This window comes from Herminiimonas sp. KBW02 (assembly GCF_003852535.1).
Classification (GTDB): Bacteria; Pseudomonadota; Gammaproteobacteria; order Burkholderiales; family Burkholderiaceae_D; genus Oxalicibacterium.
On the sequence record NZ_QAJP01000007.1, the window covers coordinates 93,226 to 114,760 of the forward strand.

The window sequence follows — 21,535 nt, forward strand, 5'->3', positions numbered from 1 at the left end:
ATGACATGACGCGGGATGTATCTATGTCGGAGCCGCACATGGTGCCGCGTGCTTATGAAATCAATGGCGAGCAGGCGGATGCTGCCCACTTCGTCGCGCGTGCCTGTGATCCTGCGCGTTCAGTGGTGGTGGAAGCCTGTGCCGGTAGCGGCAAGACCTGGTTGCTGGTAGCGCGTGTACTGCGTTTGTTACTGGCAGGTACCGAGCCCGCCGCCATCCTCGCGATTACCTTTACGCGCAAGGCAGCGCAAGAGATGCGTGAACGCCTGATGCAATTGCTGCACGAGCTGACGCTGAAGCCGGATGCAGAAGTACTGGCCTTGCTGCGCGAACGTGGCATTCCCGAACATGCACTGGCCGAGATTTTGCCGCAGGCGCGTGCATTGTATGAAAAGGTTTTGCGCAGCCCGCAGGCCTTGTCGATAGACACTTTCCATAGCTGGTTCGCACGCCTGATACAGATCGCACCTTTGGCCTCCGGTGTGCCGCATGGCTACAGCCTGACCGAATCGACCGGTGAGTTGTTATCGGATGCTTACAGTCGCTTCATGCAGGAAGTGAATGAAAAAGATCAGCAGCACGTCAAGGAAGTACTGATCGATTTATATGGACAGGTCGGCGACTTCAGCACGCGCAACTTATTGAATTCATTTATCGCCAAGCGCGCCGAATGGTGGGCGTCGGTACAGGGCGGTGAACCGCTGCAATGGCTGGAAGAACTCTGCGGTGCCGATGGCGTGACCGACGCACGCCTATCCTTGTGGTCGGATGAAAATACTGTAGAGAGTTTCCTTCGGATTGCTTACTTACTCGGTCATGGCGGTGTCGCGAATCAAAAAAGAGCTACGGCAATTGAAAGTGCAATTTCCGGTGGCGCCAGCTTGGAAAATTTTACTTCTTTAGCTAATGAGTTCTTTGACGATAAGGGAAAATTCAGAAGGAATGGTTCCACTAATAACTTTGTAAAAACAGTAAATGAAAATTTAGGGGAGAACGGACTATTAGCATTTGAGCTGGAGTTTGATCGATTGGGCGAAGCGCTGAAGAAGATCCTGCGTCGCAGCATGGAGCCGAAAGTCATCGCGTTAAATCGCTCCCTGTTTACAGTGGGTGCGGCATACCTTGAGATTTACCAGGCGGTTAAAGCCGAGCAGCGGGTATTCGATTTCGCCGATCTGGAATGGCAGGCTTATCGCCTGTTAACGAATGAAGAGCACGCCGCTTATTTGCAGAGCCGTCTCGACGCACGTTACAAACATGTGTTGCTGGATGAATTCCAGGATACCAACCCGCTGCAGTGGAGCATCGTCCAGGCCTGGCTCAACGCTTATGGCGACGATAGCGACAAGCCCAGCATGTTTGTGGTCGGCGATCCCAAGCAATCGATTTATCGCTTCCGTCGTGCCGAGCCGCGCGTATTTTCGGCGGCGCGCACAGTGCTGGTGGCGCAAGGTGCAGACTTCCTGCGCACCAACCAGACGCGTCGTAATGCACGCAGCATCGTTGACGTTCTGAACGATAGCTTCCGCGGCAATCCTATTTATACGCCACAGACTACGCTCTCGGGTAATGAGGGCGCGGTGTGGCAATTGCCACTGGTGCAGCAGGAAAAGAGTGAGAAAGTCGTCTGGTCGCCAGCCATGATGCGTGATCCATTGACCGAGCCGCGCGAGGAAGAGGAAGATGCGCGTCGCCTGGAAGAAGGGCGTGCAGTAGCGCAAGCCATCCTGCGGGCGCGCACCCTGACCCCGGGTGCGCAGTGGTCGGATGTGATGTTGCTGGTCAAGAAGCGTACCCATCTGGGCGCCTACGAACGCGCGTTGCGCGAAGCGGGTATTCCGTTTGCATCGGATAGACGCGGTGGTTTGCTGGAATCGCTGGAAGTCGCTGATCTGATCGCCTTGCTGACTTTCCTGATTACGCCGCATGACAATCTGGCGCTGGCGCATGTGCTCAAGTCACCTATCATGGGCGCGACCGATAACGATCTGATCGCGCTGGCCTTGCGCAGTGAGAAAACATGGTGGAGCCGTTTGCATCAGGCCGAACTGAATACACCGACATTGCAGCGCGCAGTGCAGCTATTGGAGAAATGGCTGGAACTGGCTGCGCGTTTGCCGGTGCATGATTTGCTCGACCGCATCCTGCATGAAGGTGATGTGGTCGCACGCTACGCACTATCCGCATCGCCGCTGGTACGCGGGCAAGTGCTGGGCAATATCGAAGCCTTTACCGAACTGGCACTGAACCTGGATGCCGGACGTTATCCGAGCTTGCCTAAATTCATCGATGCTTTGCGTCGCCTGCAAAAATCGGCTGAAAGCGATGCACCGGACGAAGCGGATATCGACGCTGCGCTGGATGCGGTGCGCATCCTGACTATCCACGGCGCGAAAGGGCTGGAAGCCGACATCGTGGTGTTGCTGGACGCGAATCATAGTGATCCGGCGCGTGATGATTACGGCGTGCTGTGCGAATGGAAGCAGGAAGCCGATGCGCCGAATCACTTTTCGGTATTCGGGCGCCAGGCCGAGCGTGGTGCGGCGCGCGATTATCTGTTCGCAGAAGAAGAACAGCTGAAAACACAGGAAGACTGGAACCTCTTATATGTAGCGACCACGCGCGCGAAGAAGCTATTAATCGTGAGCGGCGTGGCGGACGCACGTAGTGGTTCAGAGAGCGGTGTGGCCGAGGGCTGCTGGTATGCGCGTTTCCGGGGAGCGCAGCAGGTCGAGCCGGAGCAGCAAGAGCAAGTGTGTGATGTCGCGCTGGAGCAGGAATTCCAGCTGGCGATATTCAGTCCGCCCGCCATGCCGCTGGAGCAGACTGAATTGCCGGCAGCGTTCAGCAGCGCAGAAATCGAAGAAGGCATCGTCCTGCATGCACTGATGGAACGTCTGACCCAGCACTGGCCGATACAGATTTATGACGCAGCGGCGCTGGCGAAATGGTTGTCCTGCACGCGCGAGATGGCGGAAGTGGTGCGGGTGCAGGCTGAAGCGATATTGGGACAAGCCGAACTCAGTCGCTTCTTTGATCCGTCACAGCATCGTTTTGCGCGTAATGAGATGGAAATCGTCAGCACTAGCGGGATTGCACGTTTTGACCGGGTGGTGATGTTTGACGATGAGTTGTGGATCCTGGACTACAAACGCAATCTGTTCGACAGCGAGCGGGCGGCGTACACTGCGCAGCTGGCCCGTTATCGCATTGCAGCACAGGATGTTTTCCCCGGCCTGAAGATACGTACTGCGCTGATCACGGTGGATGGCAATCTGACTGAGGTAATATGACGCATGCCGCGCATGTGTGTATTGCGCGGCGTGTAATTTTGGCAAGCGAGCTTGTCCTATCGCTGACCGCTAATCGATAAATTTAAACCTCGCAGCGGAAAACCGACGCCCGATAGCGCTATCTATTGACGGTCATTCCTCTGCACTACTATAGTGGCGAGATGATTACAGACTTTCACAATCTTTCTGCAAAGATCAGCCAGCTGGCTGATCTGACTCAATCGCTACGTAGCGAAAATGCGGATTTGCGCATCAAATCGGCTGCCCTGGCGGCCGAGAATGCCGAGTTGACGCGCCGCATGCAGGAAGCGCACGAACGCGTTGCTGCACTGCTCGCAAAAATCCCTGCACAAGAACAAGATGAGGAGACCGCATGATCCAGCTCGATGTATCCATCATGGGGCAGCCTTATAAACTGGCTTGCAAGGAAGGCGAAGAAGGCGCGCTGCAGGAAGCGGTTGCGTATCTGGACGGCAAGATGTCGGCCATCCGCGACGCTGGCAAGTTGAAGGGTAATGACCGTATCGCCGTCATGGCTGCGCTCGGAATTGCTGCAGAGCTTTTGGCGACCAAATCGCCGAGTGGCCCCTTGTCCGAGATGTCGATGGCCGAGGTCAAGCAAAAAATCGCTGCAATGCACGAAACGCTGGATACGGCATTGGCGCCACAAGAAAATCTTTTCTAAGATTTCTTTTCCTTGTCCTGCGATTGGAGTAAACTAAGCGCTCCTGCCGTGTTCGCCATTGCCATAAAATCCTTGAACCATTTATGCGCAGCGGCTGCGGAATTTTGTTCGATGGGAGTGCGCGTCGCTAGTCCGATGAACCCGAAGTTGAACTAACTGTGGCCAACTTGAACCTTTTGGTTCAGGATGCCGGCAAAGCGGCACAGGCGGGACTTGAATACTGAAACGGTTGCATGCAAATGCAGCCGTTTTTTATTTCCGCTGCCGTTTCTGGACAAGGGCGGGACAAGAGCGGACATCTGCTGCAAAATCACCGGACGATCCGGTTCCATCTTTGGTTTTATAATCCGCCGGTATATTTAACTTTTCAGGCAAACAGCTTATGCGCTATTGGCTTATGAAATCCGAACCGAGCGAAGTCAGCATCGATGATGCCTGGTCCGCTCCCAAAAGAACCGTGGCATGGACCGGCGTGCGTAACTACCAGGCGCGCAACTTCATGCGCGACACCATGCAGGTCGGCGACGGCGTCCTGTTCTATCACTCCAGTTGCGCCGAGCCCGGCATCGTTGGTCTGGCCGAAGTTGCCAGCACCGCCTATCCCGACCATACCCAGTTTGAACCGGACAGCCATTACTACGATCCGAAAGCGACGCAGGAAACACCGCGCTGGATGATGGTCGACGTCCGTATCAAGAAAAAGACCCGCCTGCTGTCGCTGGCCGAAATGCGCGCCATGCCGGAGTTGAGCGGAATGGTGCTCCTGCAACGCGGCAGTCGCCTGTCGATTACGCCTGTCACCACTGATGAATGGAATTTCATCTGTAAGCAATTGGGCTGATCCGGCGTAGTTAATTCTCTTCATCTTGTGCAGGCGGAATATTGCCTGCGTATCTTTGCTTCTTTTTCCCTGGATTTCGCTTCGATAAATTTTCTGCCATGGAAAATTATTGGAGATGAAATACGCCTCTGTTACAAAAAATATTTAACATTTTTATGAATATTTGATGACAGTGCGCATGTAATTTTTCGCATGTCCTTATACGGTAAAAAATTCAAACACACTAATCTGCCTGTTTTTTAAGCAGTTACATGCGTTGACCGCGCAAGATGTACCAGCATTGCGCGTAATTTTTACAAACACATTCCTCCTGTCCTTACACACGGACATCATCCGTTTCCTTTCATTATTTTTTCTGAATTCAGGAGACGAATATCTCTTATTTTTCCGCGCGCACGACGTGGAACTAAATCATGAGCACCATCTCTTAACCAGCTCTTTGTATAGACAAAATGACACGAATTTATTGCCGCAGAAAATTTTGTTCGGGCGCAATTTGAAATAAAAATTTCTTGGTCGCGCTTTTCATCTGTGTGCATGTTTGCTTCCTTCATCGGAGCCTTATTTAAGAATGGTGGGAAAAATGATGGTGTCGTTGACTTCATACACACACAGCATCGATGACTTTGGTGCATGCCTTGCTGCTGATGCAATGAACCAGGTGCACGCAGCTCAGGTGCTGGGAAAATAATGATGAACATACTTGTGATGCATGAGCGCGCAGTGCTTGCGCGCCGCCGCCAGGCTCGTCTGCGATCATCCGTGCTGCTGCTCGCGACGATGGCCAGCCTGCCGGTACTTGCTGCAGATCCGGTGACTGGCGATACCTTCACGCCGTATGCCAGCTACGGCATTTATTACGATGCCAATCTGTTGCGCCAGTCTGATATTGCGCGGCAGAGCGGGGCGCAGTTATCTGATCGCTGGATGCGTGCCGCAGTGGGCATACGCATGGATAAAGACATCGGGCGACAGAAACTGACCGCCGATGCCTCGGTCTATCGTGCCGACTACGATCACTTCAATCAATTCAATAACACTGGCAAAGACCTTACCGCCAACTGGAAGTGGGCGCTCGGCAATCAGTTCTCGGGGAACGCCGGCGTGAATTACATGCAAGGCCTGACCTCGTTCGATGACTATCGCAGCATGCAGCGCAGTATACAAACGCAGACCAAGACCTATGTCGACGGCTCGTGGCGCTTCCATCCGAGCTGGGCATTGAATGCGGCGTACAGCCATTACGACCTCGGCTATGACCTCGAAGTGCAGAAGCCATCTGAACGTACGCTGGACATCACCGATGTCGGTGTCGATTACCTGGCGCGCAGCGGCAACAAGGTTGGTGTGGTCTTGCGGCATATAGAAGGTGATTACACCTTTGCCGACATCAACTCGTATACGCAGAATGAAGTGAAGGCCAAGGTTGACTGGCAAGTCACCGGCAAGACCATGCTGCAATTCCTCGGCGGCTACGCCAAGCGTGAATATGCAATCAATCCGCAACGTGATTCCAATGTGCCGAGTGCACGTCTCACCGCTTACTGGAAGGCGACTAACAAGACAGCGGTCTCACTGGCTGCCTGGCGTGAGCTGGGCGCGACCGACAACCTGGCCGCCAACTATGCACGCAACCAGGGTCTGAGCCTGGCGTCGACCTGGGATGCGACCAGCAAGATCAGTGTCGATGGCCTGGTGATGGCAGAGAAGCGCAGCTACAACGGCGTGTCGGTGATACAGGGACTGGAGCCGCTGAATCGCTCGGACGACTATCGCAATGCCTTGCTTGGCGTGACGTACAAGCCGACCTCGCACTGGCGCATACGCGCGGCGGTATTCCGTACCACCCTGGATTCGAATATTCCATCGGCGTCTTACAGTACCGATGGTGCTCATATCAGTACACGCTATGAATTCTGACATCAGCCAAATCAAATATCCGGCGGATATACCCGCGCGGAATTTCTATCGTCGCCTGCTCGATCCGCTGATTGCGATCGGCTTGCTCTATCTGATGAGCGTGCTGATAGGGCATGGCTTCAGCGCGCAGCATGTGGTGCTGGCGATACTGACCTTCTTTATCTGCTCGACCGTATTCAGCTGGAGCGATCCGTGGCGTGATGCGGCATCGAATAATTTCCTCAGCAAACTCAAGGCGATCTTGCTGGCCTGGAGCCTGGTGGCGGTACTTCTGCTGTTCTTTGGCTATGTGGCTGGTTTGTCGTCCCTGTTTACCCAGCAGGAAATTATCATCTGGCTGCTGCTGACGCCGCCACTGCTATTGCTGGGCCAGATCGTCCTGCAAAAAGCGAGCTCCGGCTTGCGTCGCACCGGCATACGCTCGGTGGTACTGGTCGGTGTCAATGAACTGAGCGTGAAGCTGGCCGAGCGTGTAGATGAAAATCCTGATCTGCGCATGGAAGTCAGCGGCTTCTTTGATGACAGGGATGTCTCGCGCCAGCCGGATGATCAGCGAGTGCCTTTGCTTGGCAGCATGTCCGATATCCCGGCCTATGTGCGGCAAAACAATATCAACACCATCTTCATCAGCCAGCCTATCTCGGCGCAGCCGCGCATACGCAAGTTGCTCAATGAATTGCAGGACACCACAGCTTCGATCTACTTTCTGCCGGATATCTATGTCTTTGATCTGATCCAGGCGCGCTTCGACAGCGTGGCCGGTTTGCCGGTGGTGGCGATTTGTGAGTCGCCGTTCACAGGTATTAACAGCATGATCAAGCGTGGCAGCGACATCGTGCTGGCCTCGATCATCCAGCTCATGCTGTTGCCGGTCATGCTGGGCATCGCAATCGCGATCAAGGTCACCTCGCCGGGGCCGGTGATCTTCCGCCAGCGCCGCTACGGCCTCGATGGTGAAGAAATTATCGTCTACAAATTCCGCTCGATGACGGTATGCGAAGACGGTGCACGGGTGGTGCAGGCAACCAAGGACGACCAGCGCATCACGCGCATAGGTGCCTTCCTGCGCAAGACCTCGCTCGATGAATTGCCGCAATTCTTCAATGTCCTGCAGGGTCGCATGAGCATAGTCGGGCCGCGTCCGCATGCGGTCGCGCACAACGAGCTGTATCGCAAACAAATCAAGGGTTACATGCTGCGGCACAAGGTGCGCCCCGGCATCACCGGCTGGGCCCAGGTGAATGGTTTGCGCGGCGAGACCGACACGCTGGACAAGATGGAAGCGCGCATCGCCTATGACCTCGACTACCTCAAGCGCTGGTCGCTGGCACTCGACCTGTGGATCATCCTGCGCACCTTCAAGGTCGTGCTGATGCGTGACAACGCTTATTGATACCGAATACGAAGCAAATGGAGTGAAGCATGAAAAAAATAAGACAAGCAATGTTGGCGATTCTGATGATTACCGTAGGCAGCTGGGTACAGGCCGCCGATGTACCGCTGGGTGCAGGTGACGTGGTAAAGATCACCGTCTTCGGTAACAGCGACCTGACGGTGGAAACACGTGTCAGCGAAGCGGGCAGCATTTCATTCCCGCTGGTCGGTGAAGTAAAAGTCGGCGGTCTCTCATCCAACCAGGCGGAAAAGAAAATTGCTGACCTGTTGGATAAAGGCGGTTTCATCCGCAATCCGCAAGTCAACCTGATGGTGACCGAGATGCAGAGCCAGCAGGTATCGGTGCTGGGGCAGGTTAACAAGCCCGGGCGTTACCCGGTTGACGGCAAGCGCAGCCTGACCGATGTGCTGGCGATGGCGGGCGGTGCGAATGAAGAAGCGGCCGATACCGTAATCCTTACGCATACCCGTGACGGCAAAACCAGCAAGGAAAGCATAGACCTGCTGGAACTGGTGCGTTCCGGTGATCCGAGCAAGAACCGCGAGCTGGTGGCAGGTGACCAGATATTCGTCGAACGTGCGCCGCGCTTCTATATCTACGGCGAAGTACAGAAGCCGGGTTCCTACAAGCTGGAACGCAACATGATGGTGCTGCAGGCGCTGTCCACCGGTGGCGGCCTGAGCGCACGCGGTACGGAACGCGGCGTACGCATCAAGCGGCGCGATGCCAATGGCGTACTGCAAATCATCAGCGTCAAACATGACGATTTACTCAAGCCGGACGACATCGTCTATGTAAAAGAAAGCCTGTTCTGAGCGGGGCACGACTATGACTATCAGCCAAATCCTGCGCACCTTGCGTGCGCGTTACAAAATCATCGTGCTGCTGCTGGCGCTGACGCTGGCGTCCGCCTTCGTGGTCAGCCTGGTGATGTCCAAGACCTACAAGGCAACGACGGCACTGGTGTTGAATAACAAGGGTGTCGATCCGGTCACCGGCCTGAACGTGCCGGCACAACTGACGCCGGGTTACATGCCGACCCAGGTCGATATCGTCAACAGCAAAGTGGTCGCAATGAAAGTCATCGACGATCTGAAGCTGGCTGATAGTCCTGCCGTCAAGGAACGCTACGCACGGCTGGATCCGGGCCACGGCACGATACAGGACTGGCTGGCCGATGGCTTGCGCAGCAGCCTGACGGTGGAGCCGGCGCGTGAAAGCAGCGTGCTGAATATCAGCTTCAAGGGTGACGATGCCGATTACGTGGCGAAAGTAGCGAACGCCTTTGCGGCGGCTTATCAGCAAGTCAGCGTCGACCTGAAAGTCGCTCCGGCACAAAAAGCCAGCGGCTACATCAATGAGCAAATCAAAGTCTTGCGTGACCGCTTTGAAGATGCGCAAAACCGCATGTCGGCTTACCAGCAAAAGAACAATATCTTCAGCAGCGATAATAAGCTGGATGTGGAAACCTCCCGCCTGAATGAATTGTCGAGTCAGCTGGTGGTAGCGCAAGGGCAGGCGATGGATGCCACTTCACGCCAGCAGCAGGTCAAGCGCAATGCCGGGGATTCGCCGGATGTCCTGTCCAATCCTTTGATACAGACGCTGAAGTCACGTTTGTCGGAAGCCGAAGCCAAGTTCGCCGATACGTCGAAGAAACTCAATATCAACCATCCGCAATACATCGCCGCCAAATCGGAAGTGGATCAATTGCGCGCCAACCTGAATCAGCAGATAGGACTGGCTTCCAGCGGGGTCGTGAACAACGCAAGGATCGCGCAGCAACGTGAAGCGGAAATCCGTGCGGCACTGGATGCACAAAAGAAAAAGGTGCTGGCACTGAATGGTGCACGCGATGAATTGAGTGTGCTGGCGAATGAAATGGAAAACGCGAAGAAGGCGTACGAGACCGCTTCGCAACGCCTGACCCAGACCAGCCTGGAAGGCCAGTCCACGCAATCCGATATCTCGGTGCTGACGGCGGCAACGGCACCGCGCAGCCCGGCCAGCCCGCGTCTCATGCTCAATCTGCTGGTCGCACTGGTGGTTGGCCTGATGCTGGGTGTGGGTGCGGCGATTGCGATGGAATTGCTGGATCACCGCGTGCGTTCGCCGGAAGACCTGACGCGCATCTTCGATTTGCCGCTGATAGGCGTGATCGAAAAAACAAAAAAGCTGGGCAAGAGAAATCCTCCGCGCCTGGGCCCTGCAGGATCGGCCGGTCCTGCGATAGCTGCCTGAAGCCACAAGCGACAGCACAGCGCACATTTTAGATAGGAAACATCATGATCAGAAACGCAACGCAGATCCAGGATGCCGCCACCTTGCAGTATCGCGAGACACGTCCATTGAGCGCAGCCAACCAGATGGGCAGCATCCTGGTCAAGAGTGGTCGTCTTAGCGTCGGCGACACCGAACGCATCCTGCGCGAGCAGCATATACACCGGCAGCGCTTTGGTGAAACCGGCGTCGCGCTGGGTTTGTTGACAGCTGCCGATATCGATTTCGCGCTGTCCAGCCAGTTCGCCTATCCCTATTTGCGTCGCGGCGAAAGCAGCGTCAGTGAAGAAGTCATCGCTGCCTATGATCCGTTCAGCAAGCAGGTCGAAGCGTTGCGTGCCTTGCGTAGTCAACTGGTGATGCGCTGGTTTGGTTCTGGTGCGCAACGTTCTGCATTGGCGATTACCAGCGCCGAGCGTGGTGATGGCCGCAGCTATATCGCGGCCAACCTGGCGGTACTTTTCTCGCAGCTGGGTCAACGCACGCTGCTGATCGATGCGGATATGCGCAGACCGCGCCAGCATAAATTATTTGGCATAGAAAACCGCAGCGGCTTGTCCGGCATCCTGTCCGGCCGTAATGCCGCCACTGATGTGCAGCGCATAGAAGCCCTGATGGATTTGTCGGTCTTGCCGAGCGGCGTGTTGCCGCCGAATCCGCAGGAGTTGCTGGGGCGCGGTGCCTTCCCGCAAATGCTGCGCGACTTCAGCACTGAGTTCGATGTGATCCTGATTGATACCCCGCCGGATTACGACTATGCCGATGGCCAGACTGCGGCGGCACGTGCCGGTGCGGCGCTGGTCGTCGCACGCAAGGACAAAAGTCATGTCGGTGCGATTGGCAATCTGGTCGATTCGATGAAGCATAGCGGCGTGCTGGTGGTCGGCGCCGTTATGAATGAATACTAAATTTAGATGAGATGACATGGCGAGCCCGAAGAATCACAAACAGCTATGTAAGGAATTGATGCAGCAGCACGAAGTATTGCTGGAGTTGATAGGTGATGCGCCTTTCCACTATGTCGATATCCCTACGCACGGCAATGTAGGCGACTTGCTGATCATGCACGGCACGCTGGCTTTCTTCCGCAAGCACGGTCTGCGTCCCAAGCTGATCGCACCTTACGACGCTTATGACCCGGAGTGGATAGATGAAGGTGATGTGATCGTATTCCACGGCGGCGGCAATTTCGGTGACCTGTATCCATGCTTCCAGCAGTTGCGGGAAGACATCGTCATGTCGCATTCGCGCAATCGCATCATTGTGCTGCCGCAATCGCTGCATTTCTCTTCAGCTGTCGAGCAGGCTGCTTCCGCAGAAGTATTCCGCAGTCATCCGGATGTACACATCTGTGTACGGGATGAAGTGTCGCTGCAGATGGCGCAAGCCTTCAGCGATCACGTGTATCTGTTGCCGGATATGGCGCATCAGCTCTATCCGCTGCGGTCTGGGAACAAGCGTCCGTCACAACATGGTTTGCGCATTAGTCGCGTCGATGATGAAGGTGGTGCGCATGCCGATATGAGCGAGCTGAATATAGAAACTCTCACCGACTGGCCGGAATTCGTCGGTGAGCGGGAAGAACGTATCAACCTGTTCCGTCGTGGCCTTGGAGGTTTCTATCGCCGTGGTATGGGACGCATCGCGAATCGCATCCTGGTGCGTCTGTGGATCGCTTACTCGGCACGGCTAGTCAAGGATGCGGCGCGCTTGTTTGCGCGGCATGAGTTCATCGTGACGGATCGCCTGCACGGCCACATCCTCGCTTGCCTGCTGAATCGCCCCAACATCGTGCTCGATAACAGCTATGGAAAGAATTCCCGCTATGTCGCGGCCTGGACGCAGCGCAGTGAGCTGGTGACGCTGGAGCAGGCACAGACGCAACCCACACAGCCACGGACAACACGAATCGCAGATGTCGCGCAGTTGGCGGCCATCATTTAAGGGAGAATTATTTTGGCGACGATAGATGTTTTACTGCCGGTGAAGAACGGCATCGACTACCTGGCGGCATCGCTGGACAGTATCTGCATGCAGACTTTCAGGGATTGGCGCGTGCTGGTGCTGGACCACGGTTCTACCGATGGCAGCCTGGAGCTGGCCGAGGACTACCACCGACGCGATCCGCGCATAGAAGTACATAGCTTCCCGCAAGCCGAAGGCCTGGCTGGCTTGCTGAATTGCGGCCTCGAGATCAGCGATTGCAAATATGTGATGCGGCATGATGCCGATGATGTCTGCTTCGTCGATCGTATGGAGATCGTGCTGGCCGCTTTCAAACGGCAACCGGACTGTGTCGCTATCAGCGGGCAATCGTCGGTGATCAATGGTGCAGGTGAAGTCGGCGGCAATATCAAGATGCCGATCGGTCGTCAGCGTGTGGCAGCCGCCAGCTTCTTCCGCAATCCGATTACGCATCCGGCTGCCATGATGGATTTCGCTGCGGTACAAAAACTGGGTGTGCGTTACGGCTCGGATTTCCTGAAGGTGATGCCTGCCGACAAGCGTTTGCAGGTGAATAGCCTGGCTGAGGATTACTTCATGTTCGGCCAGCTGGCGATACTCGGCAAGTGCACCAATGTGCCGTCACAGCTGATCCAGTATCGCTGGCACGGCAGCAATGTCAGCGCGACGCGCTTCCGCGAACAGGTCGAGGTGTCGCTGGATATCTCGCGTTACCTGACGCGCTCCTTCTGCATCATGCATGACCTGCCTTACTTCGATCCGGCGCCTTTCTGCAATCACGGCGGTATTTTGTTTGATGTGAATGGCCGGACCGATTTTTCCGATGAGTTCGCGCAGATGGCGTATACCTTGCGCCGCGGACTCGGTGCGTCGGAAGAGCTGGAACGCGAACTGATCTTCCGTAAAGCGGCATCGACGCGGCAGGATGCGGCCTTGCTGTGGCGCTATTTCCAGTTCCAGTCGCGCAATGCACCTGAGACTGGTGAATGGAATGCCATCCGTTCCTGGCTGATCCGTCGTTTCCCTGGCAAGGGCAGCATGAGTGTGGCCGGGGAACTGGCTGCTTAATTCCATGCCTACCGACATTCCATATCAGGCCACTGCAGCTGGTGGCAAAGTACACATGCGCTGGCTGCCGAATCAGGGGCAGGCGCATACAGTACTGGGCGTGATCGTGCTGGCGCTGCTGGCCGGGATCGTCGTACCGTTTTATGCGGAAGTGATGGATTACAAGCTGGCGCGACTGGCAGCCTTGCCTGCCTTCCTGCTGTTTGGTTTTCTGCTGCTGTTTAACCGTATGGCCTTGCTGACGCTGATTATCGTGTTTCGCTCGGTCGGTGATGTGGTGCTGGAATCCACTCGTTTCTCGATAGGCGGCTATACCACCGGGCTCGGTGGTGTCATCAATCTGTGTGTGATCCTGCTGGCCTGCATGCTGGTGATGGAGCGGCCGCAGCAATTGCCGAAGAAGATGGTCTGGTCGTGGTTGCCGTTCCTGCTGGCAGCGCTGTTCGGTGTCGTGATCTCGCCGGAGAAGGGTGACGCGATCCGCACTTACCTGACGCTGTTGTCTTATTTCGCGATGTTCGTGAGTGCTTTTTACTTCGTGCGCTCGGCGCAGGATTTCCGCTATTGCGTACGATTGGTGTTGTGGTCCTCGGTCTTGCCTGCGCTGTATGCAGTGGTCGATGTTGCCTTGCACGGTGCCAGCGGCGGGGCGGAAGGCTTCCGCCTGCAATCAACGTTTACCCATCCGAATATCTTCGCCTTTTACCTGACGCTGGTGATCCCGCTGATCCTGTTCACTCTGAAGGATAAGGCCATGCCTATGAGTGGCACCATGCGGGTGGTGGTGACGCTGTACTTCTTTTACCTGCTGGCTTTGCTGGTGCTGACGCAGACCCGTAGTGCGTGGATTGCCTGTCTGTTTGTCTTTGTCGGCTATGCCTTGCTGTTTGAACGACGTTATCTGCTGTACCTGATGCTGTTGCCGGTGGTGGCTTTGCTGGTGCCGGAGATCCGTGATCGCTTGCTGGATCTGGGTAGCGGTACCGAAGCAGTCGGCTATGCGAAGCTGAATTCGTTTGCCTGGCGTTTGTCGATCTGGGAGAGCGGCCTGCAGTGGATGCGCCCCAGCCATTATCTGTCCGGCTACGGCGTCGATGCTTTCCGTTACTTTTCACAGACTTTTTTTCCGGCTGCAAACAAGATGAACTGGGGTGCGCACAATGTCTATGTGCAATGGTTCTTTGATGCAGGTGTGCTCGGCTTGGGTGCTTATCTCTTCCTGTATGCACGCATGGTGCTGGTGCTGAAAGCCTTGTTCAGGACAGACCGGCTGGCGTCCTTCATCACGATTGCTATCGTGATTGTGTATCTGGTGGTGTCGTCCTCGGACAATATGTTCGGCTATCTGGTCTTTAACTGGTACTTTTGGTTTGTCATCGGTGCCGGCTGCGCACTGGCGACTATCAGCGGGGCCTTGCCCACTACTAAAGAAGGTGCGCGATGAGCGGCCCGCGTCTGGAAGTGCTGGATGGCTGGCGCGGCGTCAGCATCCTGTGTGTACTGGCAGCGCACTTGCTGCCTATGGGACCCAAGGTATTGCAGATGAATGCGATGTTTGGGCTGCTCGGTATGTCTTTGTTCTTTACGCTGTCCGGTTTCCTGATTACTTCCTTCCTGCTGAAGGACCCGCCGGTGTCGGATTTTCTGGTGCGTCGCTTCTTCCGCATCCTGCCGCTCGCATGGTTGTATCTGGCGCTGGCATTGACGCTGGCTGGTGCGTCGGCGGATACCTGGCTGTCGCATTTCTTCTTTTACGCAAACTTGCCGCCAGTGCATCTGGTGACGCTGACTGAACACATCTGGAGTTTGTGCCTGGAGATGCAGTTTTATCTGGGCATCGCCTTGCTGTTTGCCTTGTTTGGAGTGCGCAGCCTGTTGCTGCTTCCTTTGCTGGCTTTGTTCTTCACCGGCTTGCGCGTAACGGATGGCGTGTATGCATCCAGCATCAGCTATTACCGCATGGATGAAATCCTGGCCGGTTGTACTTTGGCCTTGCTGGTACAGCACCGCAGTGATTTGCGTGTGCTGGCGTGGCTGAAAAAAATTCCGCAATGGCCATTGCTGCTGTTGTTGCTGGTGTCCTGCCATGAGCAGGGCGCAGCGCTGAATTACCTGCGTCCGTATCTGGCGGCGCTGCTGGTCGGCAGCACCATCGTCAATCCGGCCAGCACGCTCGCCACCCTGCTGAACCGTCGCGTGCTGGTTTACCTGGCGACTATCTCCTATGCGTTGTACGTGATCCATCCGCTGCTGGCGCATACCTGGCTCGGTAGCGGTGATGTGATCGTCAAATACCTGAAGCGGCCCTTGCTGTTCGCGGTGCTGTTCGTCCTTGCGCATATCTCTACCTTCTACTTTGAACACTGGTGGATAGCGCGCGGCAAGATGATGGCCAACAAATTTAAAACAGCTTAAATAATATGGAGAACCCGGATATGCCTATTTCCCACCCTGATGTCGGTACCAAAAACAGTATTGCGACTGCACTGGCTTTGTGTGGCGCATTGCTGCTGACAGGCGCGCCCATGCATGCGGCAGCGCAGAGTGGCTGGGGGACGTATCAAAAGCCGTTTGCCGCCAGCTCACCGTGGAATAGTCGTCCGGTGCAGCCGGTGCTGGGCGACTTCGTGATCCCGAAGTCCACCTATGCACCTGGCGTTGCTGGTGGTGAGTGGTCTACTGGTGTGTTCCTCGCGAAAGCAGGGGATCAGCCTGTCACGGTAAGCGGTTTGCCGAAGACGCAAGGCCTGTGGGACCCGGATGCATCTGCTTTCCATGACGTGACTATCCCGCGCTGGCCTGCGGATGTAGTGGCTGCCAGCGCCAGTGATGGTCATGCCGATATCGTTGATCCGGCGACCGGCATCGTTCACTCATTCTGGCAATTGAAAAAGGTCGATGGCAAGTGGGTCGCGGCGCAGTATGCATGGACCAAACTGAACGGTCGCGGCTGGGGTGATCCGGCGCATTACTTCCAGGGTGCGCGCGCGGCCGGAGTGGCGACTGCGGGTGGCCTGATACGCAAGCATGAAGTGAAGGACGGCGATGTGATGTATCGCCACGCGCTGGCCATGTCGCTGACCTTCGACGGGTTATCGTCGCAACCGACTTATGTATTCCCGGCGACTTCGGCAGATACCGATGCCGCCACGCGCAACACAGGAAAGATACCGGAAGGTGCCTTGCTGATGCTGCCGTCTTCCTATGACACCAGCAAGATCAGCAATCCTGATCTGCGCAAAGTCGCGGAGACGCTGAAGACCTACGGCGCTTATGTGGTTGATCGTAACTTCGGTACGCCTTTCTTTATCTATGTGGAAAACGGTGCCGGTTTCGATTTGCATAAAGGCGGCTGGGACAACAACGTAGCCAATGATCTGGAACGCATGCGCGTGGCACTGCGTCCGGTGGTGTCAGCGCAAGGCTGGCTGGATGGGAATGGGCAGCCTGTCGTTCTGCAAAAGCAAATGAATCTCCTGTCCATGCGTGGCCCGTGGCAATTGCAATCGGGTGCCAGCCTGGGGGATTTCGATACCTGGCAACAGGCGGTGGTGTTTCCTGCCAACGCGCAGGCGGTGACACAAGTCAATTATTCATCGCGTGGTTTGCATCCGGTGAACTGGGCCTTGCCACAGGCAGGAAAGAACTACCGCGTTACTGCGCGGACCACTGGCGGTGGCAAATTGCGCCTGCAAGTACGCCACCCATCCGGCAACCCGCTTTACTTCGATAGCGGCGAGTTGACGAACGGCGAAGGCAAGACCTTTGCATGGCCTGATCCGCGCGCGATTGTGACCGTGTATGCGACCAGTGGTGTCGGCACCGTGTCTACGGTGAGTGGTGAATTACTGCAAATGGATTAATGAAACGAATGATGGATAGCGACTGGTCAGCAGATGTGCAGCGATATGACATGCGACGCCCGTTCCTGAAAGAGCAATCGATCTGGGCCGTGTGGACTTATCGCCTGGGGCGACGCATAGATAACCGCGCACCGGGGCGCATGAAGCGTGTGCTGACGGCTGTGTACTGGCCGTGGTTCCGCCTGGTGGAAACCATGGTCGGCATCAGCCTGCCGAAGTCGGCAGTGATAGGCGGCGGTCTGCGCATCTGGCATTTCGGCGGCATCTTTGTACACCCGGAAGCGCAGATAGGTCGCAACTGCACTTTGCGCCAGGGCGTGACCATAGGTAATCGCGTGGCCGACGGTGCGGTGCCGGTGATCGGTGACGACGTCGAGTTTGGTGCGTATGCACAAGTGCTGGGCGCGGTGCGCATCGGGAATGGTTGCCGCATCGGTGCGCTGTCGGTGGTCTTGTGCGATGTGCCGGATGGTGCAACGGCGGTCGGTGTGCCGGCGCGAATAGTCGGACAGACGGAAGCAGATAGTCTGCAAAAAAATATACAAGAAGATGTGTCGAGGATTATGCGTTCCGCTACGGAGCGCTGAAAGGATATGAAGTGAACGCGATACGTGTTGCCTACCTGATTAATCAATACCCGAAGGTGAGCCACAGCTTTATCCGGCGGGAAATATTAGCGCTGGAACGTCAGGGCATGAATGTGCAAAGGATAGCGATGCGCGGCTGGGATGGTGATCTGGTCGATGCCGAGGATTTCACTGAACGTGATCGCACGCGCTATGTATTGAAAAACGGTTTGTCCGGCTTGCTACGCTCGGTGTTGTCGGTTGCTACCTCTACGCCGACGCGCCTGTTTCACGGTTTGCGCCTGGCCTGGCAGATGAGCAAACGCGCCGACCGTTCCTTGCCTTACCACTTGATATATCTGGCGGAGGCATGCCAGGTAGCCTTGTGGCTGAAGCGGGAAGGTGTGACGCATCTGCATGCGCACTTCGGTACCAATTCTGCCGAGGTAGCAATGCTGGCGAGCGAACTGACTGGCGTACCGTACAGCCTGACCATACATGGCTCGGAAGAATTCGATAAGGCCGAGTTCATCGGCCTCGGGGAAAAGCTGCGCCGCGCTACCTTTGTCGCTGCTGTCAGTTCTTTCTGTCGCAGTCAGTTGTATCGCAGCGTCGCCTATACACACTGGGCCAAGATGCACATCGTGCATTGTGGCGTCGATCCTGACTTCTATCGCATAGGTGCGACACAGGTCGTCGAGAAGCCACGCTTTGTTTGCGTCGGACGTTTATGTGAACAGAAGGGCCAGCAAATCCTGATAGAAGCGGCAGCGCGACTGGCGGCCAAGGGTATAGATTTTGAACTGGTGCTGGCAGGGGATGGTGAGATGCGCCCCGAGGTCGAAGCACTGATTGAAAAACATGGTCTGGGTGCGCAGGTAAGGATTACCGGCTGGATCAGCAGCGAGCAGGTCAGGCAGGAGCTGCTGGCGGCGCGTGCACTGGTGATGGCGAGTTTTGCTGAGGGTTTGCCGGTAGTGATTATGGAAGCGATGTCGGTACAGCGTCCGGTGCTGACGACATGGATAGCCGGGATACCGGAGCTGGTGATCGAAGGTGAAAACGGCTGGTTGTATCCGCCGGGTTCGGTCGATGAGCTGGCACTGGCGATGGAGCGTTGCCTGAATACACCGCATGATGAACTGGCACGCATGGGTTCTCGTGCGCGTACCCGTGTGCTGGCCCGTCACGACATCGACCGGGAAGCGGCCAAGCTGATTGCCCTGTTCTATCAAGTGTCGCAAGGTGATCGCTGGCTGCTGGGAGGTAAACCATGATGACTCTATTCCAGATCATTTTGTTGCTGGTGGTACTGGCCTTGCTGGTGCCGGTTGCCGTGCTCCTGCTGCAGGTACTGGCGGCGACGGCAAAGAAATCCGTGGCCGCTATACCCGGCGGACGGCGTCCGGAAGTCGCGGTACTGGTGCCAGCGCACAATGAAGCACAAGGCATAGCCGCGACCGTGGCCGGGATACGTGCGCAGTTGCGTGAGGGTGACCGCATTCTGGTTGTTGCTGATAACTGCGATGATGACACCGCAGAACAGGCATTGGCGGCTGGTGCACCGGTATTGGAGCGCGATGATTTATCGGCGCGCGGCAAAGGCTATGCGCTGGATGCTGGCGTGCGGCAACTGGCGCTGAGTCCGCCGGAGGTCTTGATCATCATAGATGCCGATTGTCGCGTAAAAGCTGGCTCGATCACACACCTGGCTTGTACTGCGCTGGAAACGCAAAGACCGGTGCAAGCGCTGGATCTGATGCGCGCACCACGCGGTGCCGGTCTGAAGATACGTATTGCCGAGTTTGCCTGGATAGTGAAGAACAAGGTGCGTGCACTGGGTTTCCATCATCTGGGTTTGCCGTGTCAGTTGATGGGTACCGGCATGGCCTTTCCGTGGCCGTTGATAGCGCAGGCGTCGCTGGCGAACGGTCACCTGGCGGAAGACATGAAACTGGGCGTAGAGCTGGCGCGGGCGCAGGCGGCACCGGTATTTTGTCCGGAAGCCTGCGTGGTCAGTTACTTCCCGAGCAGCGATGAAGCCGCGCGCATGCAACGCACGCGCTGGGAGCATGGGCATATGGGCATGATCATGCATGAAGGCTTGCCTTTGCTGTGGCAGGGCATACGCGAGCGCAATCGTGCGCTGTTTGCGATGGCGCTGGATATGTGCGTACCGCCGCTGGCTTTGCTGACGCTGCTGGCGTGCGCAGTGTTTGCCATGACTGCGCTGAATTTCCTGGTCTTTGATTACGCTACGCCGCTGGTATTGGCCGGTGTATTACTGGCGGCATTGACGCTGGCGATACTGCTGTCGTGGCAACGCTTTGGCCAACAAGTGTTGAGCCTGAAGGATTTATTTTCGGCATTGGGCTATGCGTGCTGGAAGTTACCGTTGTACATGAAGTTCTTCGTGAACCGTCAGCTTGAATGGGTAAGGGCCAGACGTGATGCAGAATAATCAGGCACTGATGCCGGACTACAGCGGCACGCAAATTTCTTCTTACCCTGTGCAGACTGATTTTCAGCGTCAGGTGGTGTGCATACTCGGACTGCCTTTCGATGTGATCAGCACTGACCAGGCGGTCGATAAATTATCGGATGCAGCGCATCAGTATCAGCGTTGCTTTCTCTCGACCCCCAATCTGAATTTTGCCGTGGCCAGTCTGGCTGGCGGCGCATTCCGCGATTCCGTCATACGTAGTGACTTGTCGGTGGCAGACGGCATGCCGCTGGTATGGATAGCAAGGCTGCTCGGTTTGCCTGTCACTGAACGGGTTGCCGGTTCTACTTTGTTTGAACGTCTGCGCACACGCAAAGATGGCGCGGAAAAATTGCGCGTGTACTTCTTTGGCGGACCGGATGGTGTGGCAGCGGCCGCAGCAGAGAAGCTGAATGACAGTGCGTCCGGCCTGGTATGTACAGGATATGAATCACCAGGTTTTGGCAGCCTAGAGCAGATGAGTACGCCCGCCATCATCAATCGCATTAATGCCAGCCAGGCTGATTTTGTGGTGGTCGCTTTGGGTGCAAAGAAAGGGCAGGCCTGGATAGAACACAATCTGGCCGCACTGGATGCCCCTGTCATCAGTCATCTGGGCGCGGTAGTGAATTTTGTCGCCGGTACTGTTGTACGTGCACCGCGCTGGGTGCAGCGCATAGGCGGCGAATGGTTGTGGCGCATATGGGAAGAGCCCAGCTTGTGGCGACGTTATTTGTACGACGGCTTTACCTTGCTCCGGCTGATGACGCGTCATGTGTTGCCGTGTGCGGTGATGGTGCGTCTGCGCAAACCTGAACTGGATGCGCTGCTTGCGGCACGCATAGAGATGCAGCAGCACGCCAGCCACATCAGTATTCATGTCTGCGGTGCATGGGATGAACGCAACCTGACAGCAATGCGAAAAGTATTTACAGATGCAAGCATGATGCCTGCCGACATCCGTATCGACTTTACTGACGTGACGCATATTGATAGTGCCTGCATAGGCTTGCTGCTATTGCTGTATGGCCACCAAAGCAAAGTGCAGCGTGATTTCGTCTTGCATGGAGTGCGTCCTGATGTGTTGCGTATTTTGCGTTTGTACTGTGCTGACTATCTGGTGAGTGAACAGCAAGCTGCTTACGTCGTCGTTGCCTGAAATAATTTGCAGAAATT

General features: G+C 56.0%; 19 protein-coding genes and 1 other RNA gene. 19 read left to right on the plus strand and 1 reads right to left on the minus strand.

Annotated elements, in window-relative coordinates:
* Positions 1 to 23: 23 nt before the first annotated feature.
* From DBR37_RS12460 to DBR37_RS12480, 5 genes are all read left to right on the plus strand, one after another.
* Entirely contained in the window at positions 24 to 3,293 is a 3,270-nt protein-coding gene (locus tag DBR37_RS12460) for an exodeoxyribonuclease V subunit beta (protein WP_233588366.1), read from the plus strand.
* 161 nt (positions 3,294 to 3,454) lie between these two features.
* Positions 3,455 to 3,670: a DUF904 domain-containing protein gene (locus DBR37_RS12465; protein WP_124574814.1), complete on the plus strand. Its 216-nt coding sequence runs from the start codon at positions 3,455 to 3,457 to the stop codon at positions 3,668 to 3,670.
* On the plus strand, positions 3,667 to 3,978 hold the full coding sequence (locus DBR37_RS12470) for a cell division protein ZapA (RefSeq protein WP_124574815.1): 312 nt from the start codon (positions 3,667 to 3,669) through the stop codon (positions 3,976 to 3,978). The genes DBR37_RS12465 and DBR37_RS12470 overlap by 4 nt, the downstream gene beginning before the upstream one ends.
* A gap of 37 nt (positions 3,979 to 4,015) precedes the next feature.
* Positions 4,016 to 4,194, plus strand: a non-coding RNA gene (gene ssrS / locus DBR37_RS12475) — 6S RNA.
* Between the two features lie 166 nt (positions 4,195 to 4,360).
* Entirely contained in the window at positions 4,361 to 4,819 is a 459-nt protein-coding gene (locus DBR37_RS12480) for an EVE domain-containing protein (protein WP_124574816.1), read from the plus strand.
* A gap of 329 nt (positions 4,820 to 5,148) precedes the next feature.
* On the opposite strand, the gene DBR37_RS12485 is transcribed toward DBR37_RS12480, so the two are convergent.
* Positions 5,149 to 5,520, minus strand: coding sequence for a hypothetical protein (locus DBR37_RS12485; RefSeq protein ID WP_124574817.1), 372 nt, complete (start codon positions 5,518 to 5,520; stop codon positions 5,149 to 5,151).
* On the opposite strand from DBR37_RS12485, the gene epsL reads away from it, so the two are divergent.
* From epsL to DBR37_RS12555, 14 genes are read left to right on the plus strand one after another with little or no spacing between them, the layout of a single operon-like run.
* On the plus strand, positions 5,510 to 6,739 hold the full coding sequence (gene epsL, locus DBR37_RS12490; RefSeq protein ID WP_233588367.1) for an XrtB/PEP-CTERM-associated polysaccharide biosynthesis outer membrane protein EpsL: 1,230 nt from the start codon (positions 5,510 to 5,512) through the stop codon (positions 6,737 to 6,739). The two genes, DBR37_RS12485 and epsL, sit on opposite strands and share 11 nt — an antisense overlap.
* Positions 6,729 to 8,132 carry an undecaprenyl-phosphate glucose phosphotransferase gene (locus DBR37_RS12495; protein ID WP_124574818.1) on the plus strand — a complete coding sequence of 468 codons (1,404 nt, stop codon included), beginning with the start codon at positions 6,729 to 6,731 and terminating at the stop codon, positions 8,130 to 8,132. Before epsL ends, DBR37_RS12495 begins: the two co-directional genes overlap by 11 nt.
* Before the next feature lie 29 nt (positions 8,133 to 8,161).
* Positions 8,162 to 8,950, plus strand: coding sequence for a polysaccharide export protein EpsE (gene epsE / locus DBR37_RS12500; RefSeq protein ID WP_124574819.1), 789 nt, complete (start codon positions 8,162 to 8,164; stop codon positions 8,948 to 8,950).
* A gap of 13 nt (positions 8,951 to 8,963) precedes the next feature.
* Positions 8,964 to 10,376: a chain length determinant protein EpsF gene (epsF, locus tag DBR37_RS12505; protein WP_124574820.1), complete on the plus strand. Its 1,413-nt coding sequence runs from the start codon at positions 8,964 to 8,966 to the stop codon at positions 10,374 to 10,376.
* Between the two features lie 44 nt (positions 10,377 to 10,420).
* The gene (epsG, locus tag DBR37_RS12510) at positions 10,421 to 11,323 is read left to right on the plus strand and encodes a chain length determinant protein tyrosine kinase EpsG (protein ID WP_199739109.1); all 903 of its coding nucleotides are present in this window, start codon (positions 10,421 to 10,423) and stop codon (positions 11,321 to 11,323) included.
* A 16-nt stretch (positions 11,324 to 11,339) separates the two neighbouring features.
* Positions 11,340 to 12,359 carry a polysaccharide pyruvyl transferase family protein gene (locus DBR37_RS12515; RefSeq protein ID WP_124574821.1) on the plus strand — a complete coding sequence of 340 codons (1,020 nt, stop codon included), beginning with the start codon at positions 11,340 to 11,342 and terminating at the stop codon, positions 12,357 to 12,359.
* A gap of 12 nt (positions 12,360 to 12,371) precedes the next feature.
* Positions 12,372 to 13,448, plus strand: a complete 1,077-nt coding sequence (locus tag DBR37_RS12520) for a glycosyltransferase family A protein (RefSeq protein WP_124574822.1) — start codon at positions 12,372 to 12,374, stop codon at positions 13,446 to 13,448.
* Positions 13,449 to 13,452: 4 nt separating this feature from the next.
* Positions 13,453 to 14,892, plus strand: coding sequence for an O-antigen ligase (locus DBR37_RS12525; RefSeq protein WP_233588368.1), 1,440 nt, complete (start codon positions 13,453 to 13,455; stop codon positions 14,890 to 14,892).
* The gene (locus DBR37_RS12530; protein WP_124574823.1) at positions 14,889 to 15,863 is read left to right on the plus strand and encodes an acyltransferase; all 975 of its coding nucleotides are present in this window, start codon (positions 14,889 to 14,891) and stop codon (positions 15,861 to 15,863) included. The genes DBR37_RS12525 and DBR37_RS12530 overlap by 4 nt, the downstream gene beginning before the upstream one ends.
* Before the next feature lie 20 nt (positions 15,864 to 15,883).
* Positions 15,884 to 17,311, plus strand: a complete 1,428-nt coding sequence (locus DBR37_RS12535) for an Atrophin-1 multi-domain protein (RefSeq protein ID WP_124574824.1) — start codon at positions 15,884 to 15,886, stop codon at positions 17,309 to 17,311.
* Positions 17,311 to 17,898 carry a serine O-acetyltransferase gene (locus DBR37_RS12540; RefSeq protein WP_124574825.1) on the plus strand — a complete coding sequence of 196 codons (588 nt, stop codon included), beginning with the start codon at positions 17,311 to 17,313 and terminating at the stop codon, positions 17,896 to 17,898. The genes DBR37_RS12535 and DBR37_RS12540 overlap by 1 nt, the downstream gene beginning before the upstream one ends.
* 11 nt (positions 17,899 to 17,909) lie before the next feature.
* On the plus strand, positions 17,910 to 19,154 hold the full coding sequence (locus DBR37_RS12545) for a glycosyltransferase family 4 protein (protein ID WP_199739110.1): 1,245 nt from the start codon (positions 17,910 to 17,912) through the stop codon (positions 19,152 to 19,154).
* Positions 19,151 to 20,338 carry a glycosyltransferase family 2 protein gene (locus tag DBR37_RS12550; protein WP_124574826.1) on the plus strand — a complete coding sequence of 396 codons (1,188 nt, stop codon included), beginning with the start codon at positions 19,151 to 19,153 and terminating at the stop codon, positions 20,336 to 20,338. Before DBR37_RS12545 ends, DBR37_RS12550 begins: the two co-directional genes overlap by 4 nt.
* Positions 20,328 to 21,518 (plus strand): WecB/TagA/CpsF family glycosyltransferase, encoded by a 1,191-nt coding sequence (locus DBR37_RS12555; protein ID WP_233588379.1) that lies wholly within the window; start codon positions 20,328 to 20,330, stop codon positions 21,516 to 21,518. Before DBR37_RS12550 ends, DBR37_RS12555 begins: the two co-directional genes overlap by 11 nt.
* The last annotated feature ends 17 nt before the right edge of the window (positions 21,519 to 21,535 follow it).

Excerpts from the sequence above, each read along its gene's own strand:
- DBR37_RS12460 (WP_233588366.1), top strand. The coding sequence starts at position 24 with ATGTCGGAGCCGCACATGGTGCCGCGTGCTTATGAAATCAATGGCGAG.
- DBR37_RS12465 (WP_124574814.1), top strand. The coding sequence starts at position 3,455 with ATGATTACAGACTTTCACAATCTTTCTGCAAAGATCAGCCAGCTGGCT.
- DBR37_RS12470 (WP_124574815.1), top strand. The coding sequence starts at position 3,667 with ATGATCCAGCTCGATGTATCCATCATGGGGCAGCCTTATAAACTGGCT.
- DBR37_RS12480 (WP_124574816.1), top strand. The coding sequence starts at position 4,361 with ATGCGCTATTGGCTTATGAAATCCGAACCGAGCGAAGTCAGCATCGAT.
- epsL (WP_233588367.1), top strand. The coding sequence starts at position 5,510 with ATGATGAACATACTTGTGATGCATGAGCGCGCAGTGCTTGCGCGCCGC.
- DBR37_RS12485 (WP_124574817.1), bottom strand. The coding sequence starts at position 5,520 with ATGTTCATCATTATTTTCCCAGCACCTGAGCTGCGTGCACCTGGTTCA.
- DBR37_RS12495 (WP_124574818.1), top strand. The coding sequence starts at position 6,729 with ATGAATTCTGACATCAGCCAAATCAAATATCCGGCGGATATACCCGCG.
- epsE (WP_124574819.1), top strand. The coding sequence starts at position 8,162 with ATGAAAAAAATAAGACAAGCAATGTTGGCGATTCTGATGATTACCGTA.
- epsF (WP_124574820.1), top strand. The coding sequence starts at position 8,964 with ATGACTATCAGCCAAATCCTGCGCACCTTGCGTGCGCGTTACAAAATC.
- epsG (WP_199739109.1), top strand. The coding sequence starts at position 10,421 with ATGATCAGAAACGCAACGCAGATCCAGGATGCCGCCACCTTGCAGTAT.
- DBR37_RS12515 (WP_124574821.1), top strand. The coding sequence starts at position 11,340 with ATGGCGAGCCCGAAGAATCACAAACAGCTATGTAAGGAATTGATGCAG.
- DBR37_RS12525 (WP_233588368.1), top strand. The coding sequence starts at position 13,453 with ATGCCTACCGACATTCCATATCAGGCCACTGCAGCTGGTGGCAAAGTA.
- DBR37_RS12530 (WP_124574823.1), top strand. The coding sequence starts at position 14,889 with ATGAGCGGCCCGCGTCTGGAAGTGCTGGATGGCTGGCGCGGCGTCAGC.
- DBR37_RS12535 (WP_124574824.1), top strand. The coding sequence starts at position 15,884 with ATGCCTATTTCCCACCCTGATGTCGGTACCAAAAACAGTATTGCGACT.
- DBR37_RS12540 (WP_124574825.1), top strand. The coding sequence starts at position 17,311 with ATGAAACGAATGATGGATAGCGACTGGTCAGCAGATGTGCAGCGATAT.
- DBR37_RS12550 (WP_124574826.1), top strand. The coding sequence starts at position 19,151 with ATGATGACTCTATTCCAGATCATTTTGTTGCTGGTGGTACTGGCCTTG.
- DBR37_RS12555 (WP_233588379.1), top strand. The coding sequence starts at position 20,328 with ATGCAGAATAATCAGGCACTGATGCCGGACTACAGCGGCACGCAAATT.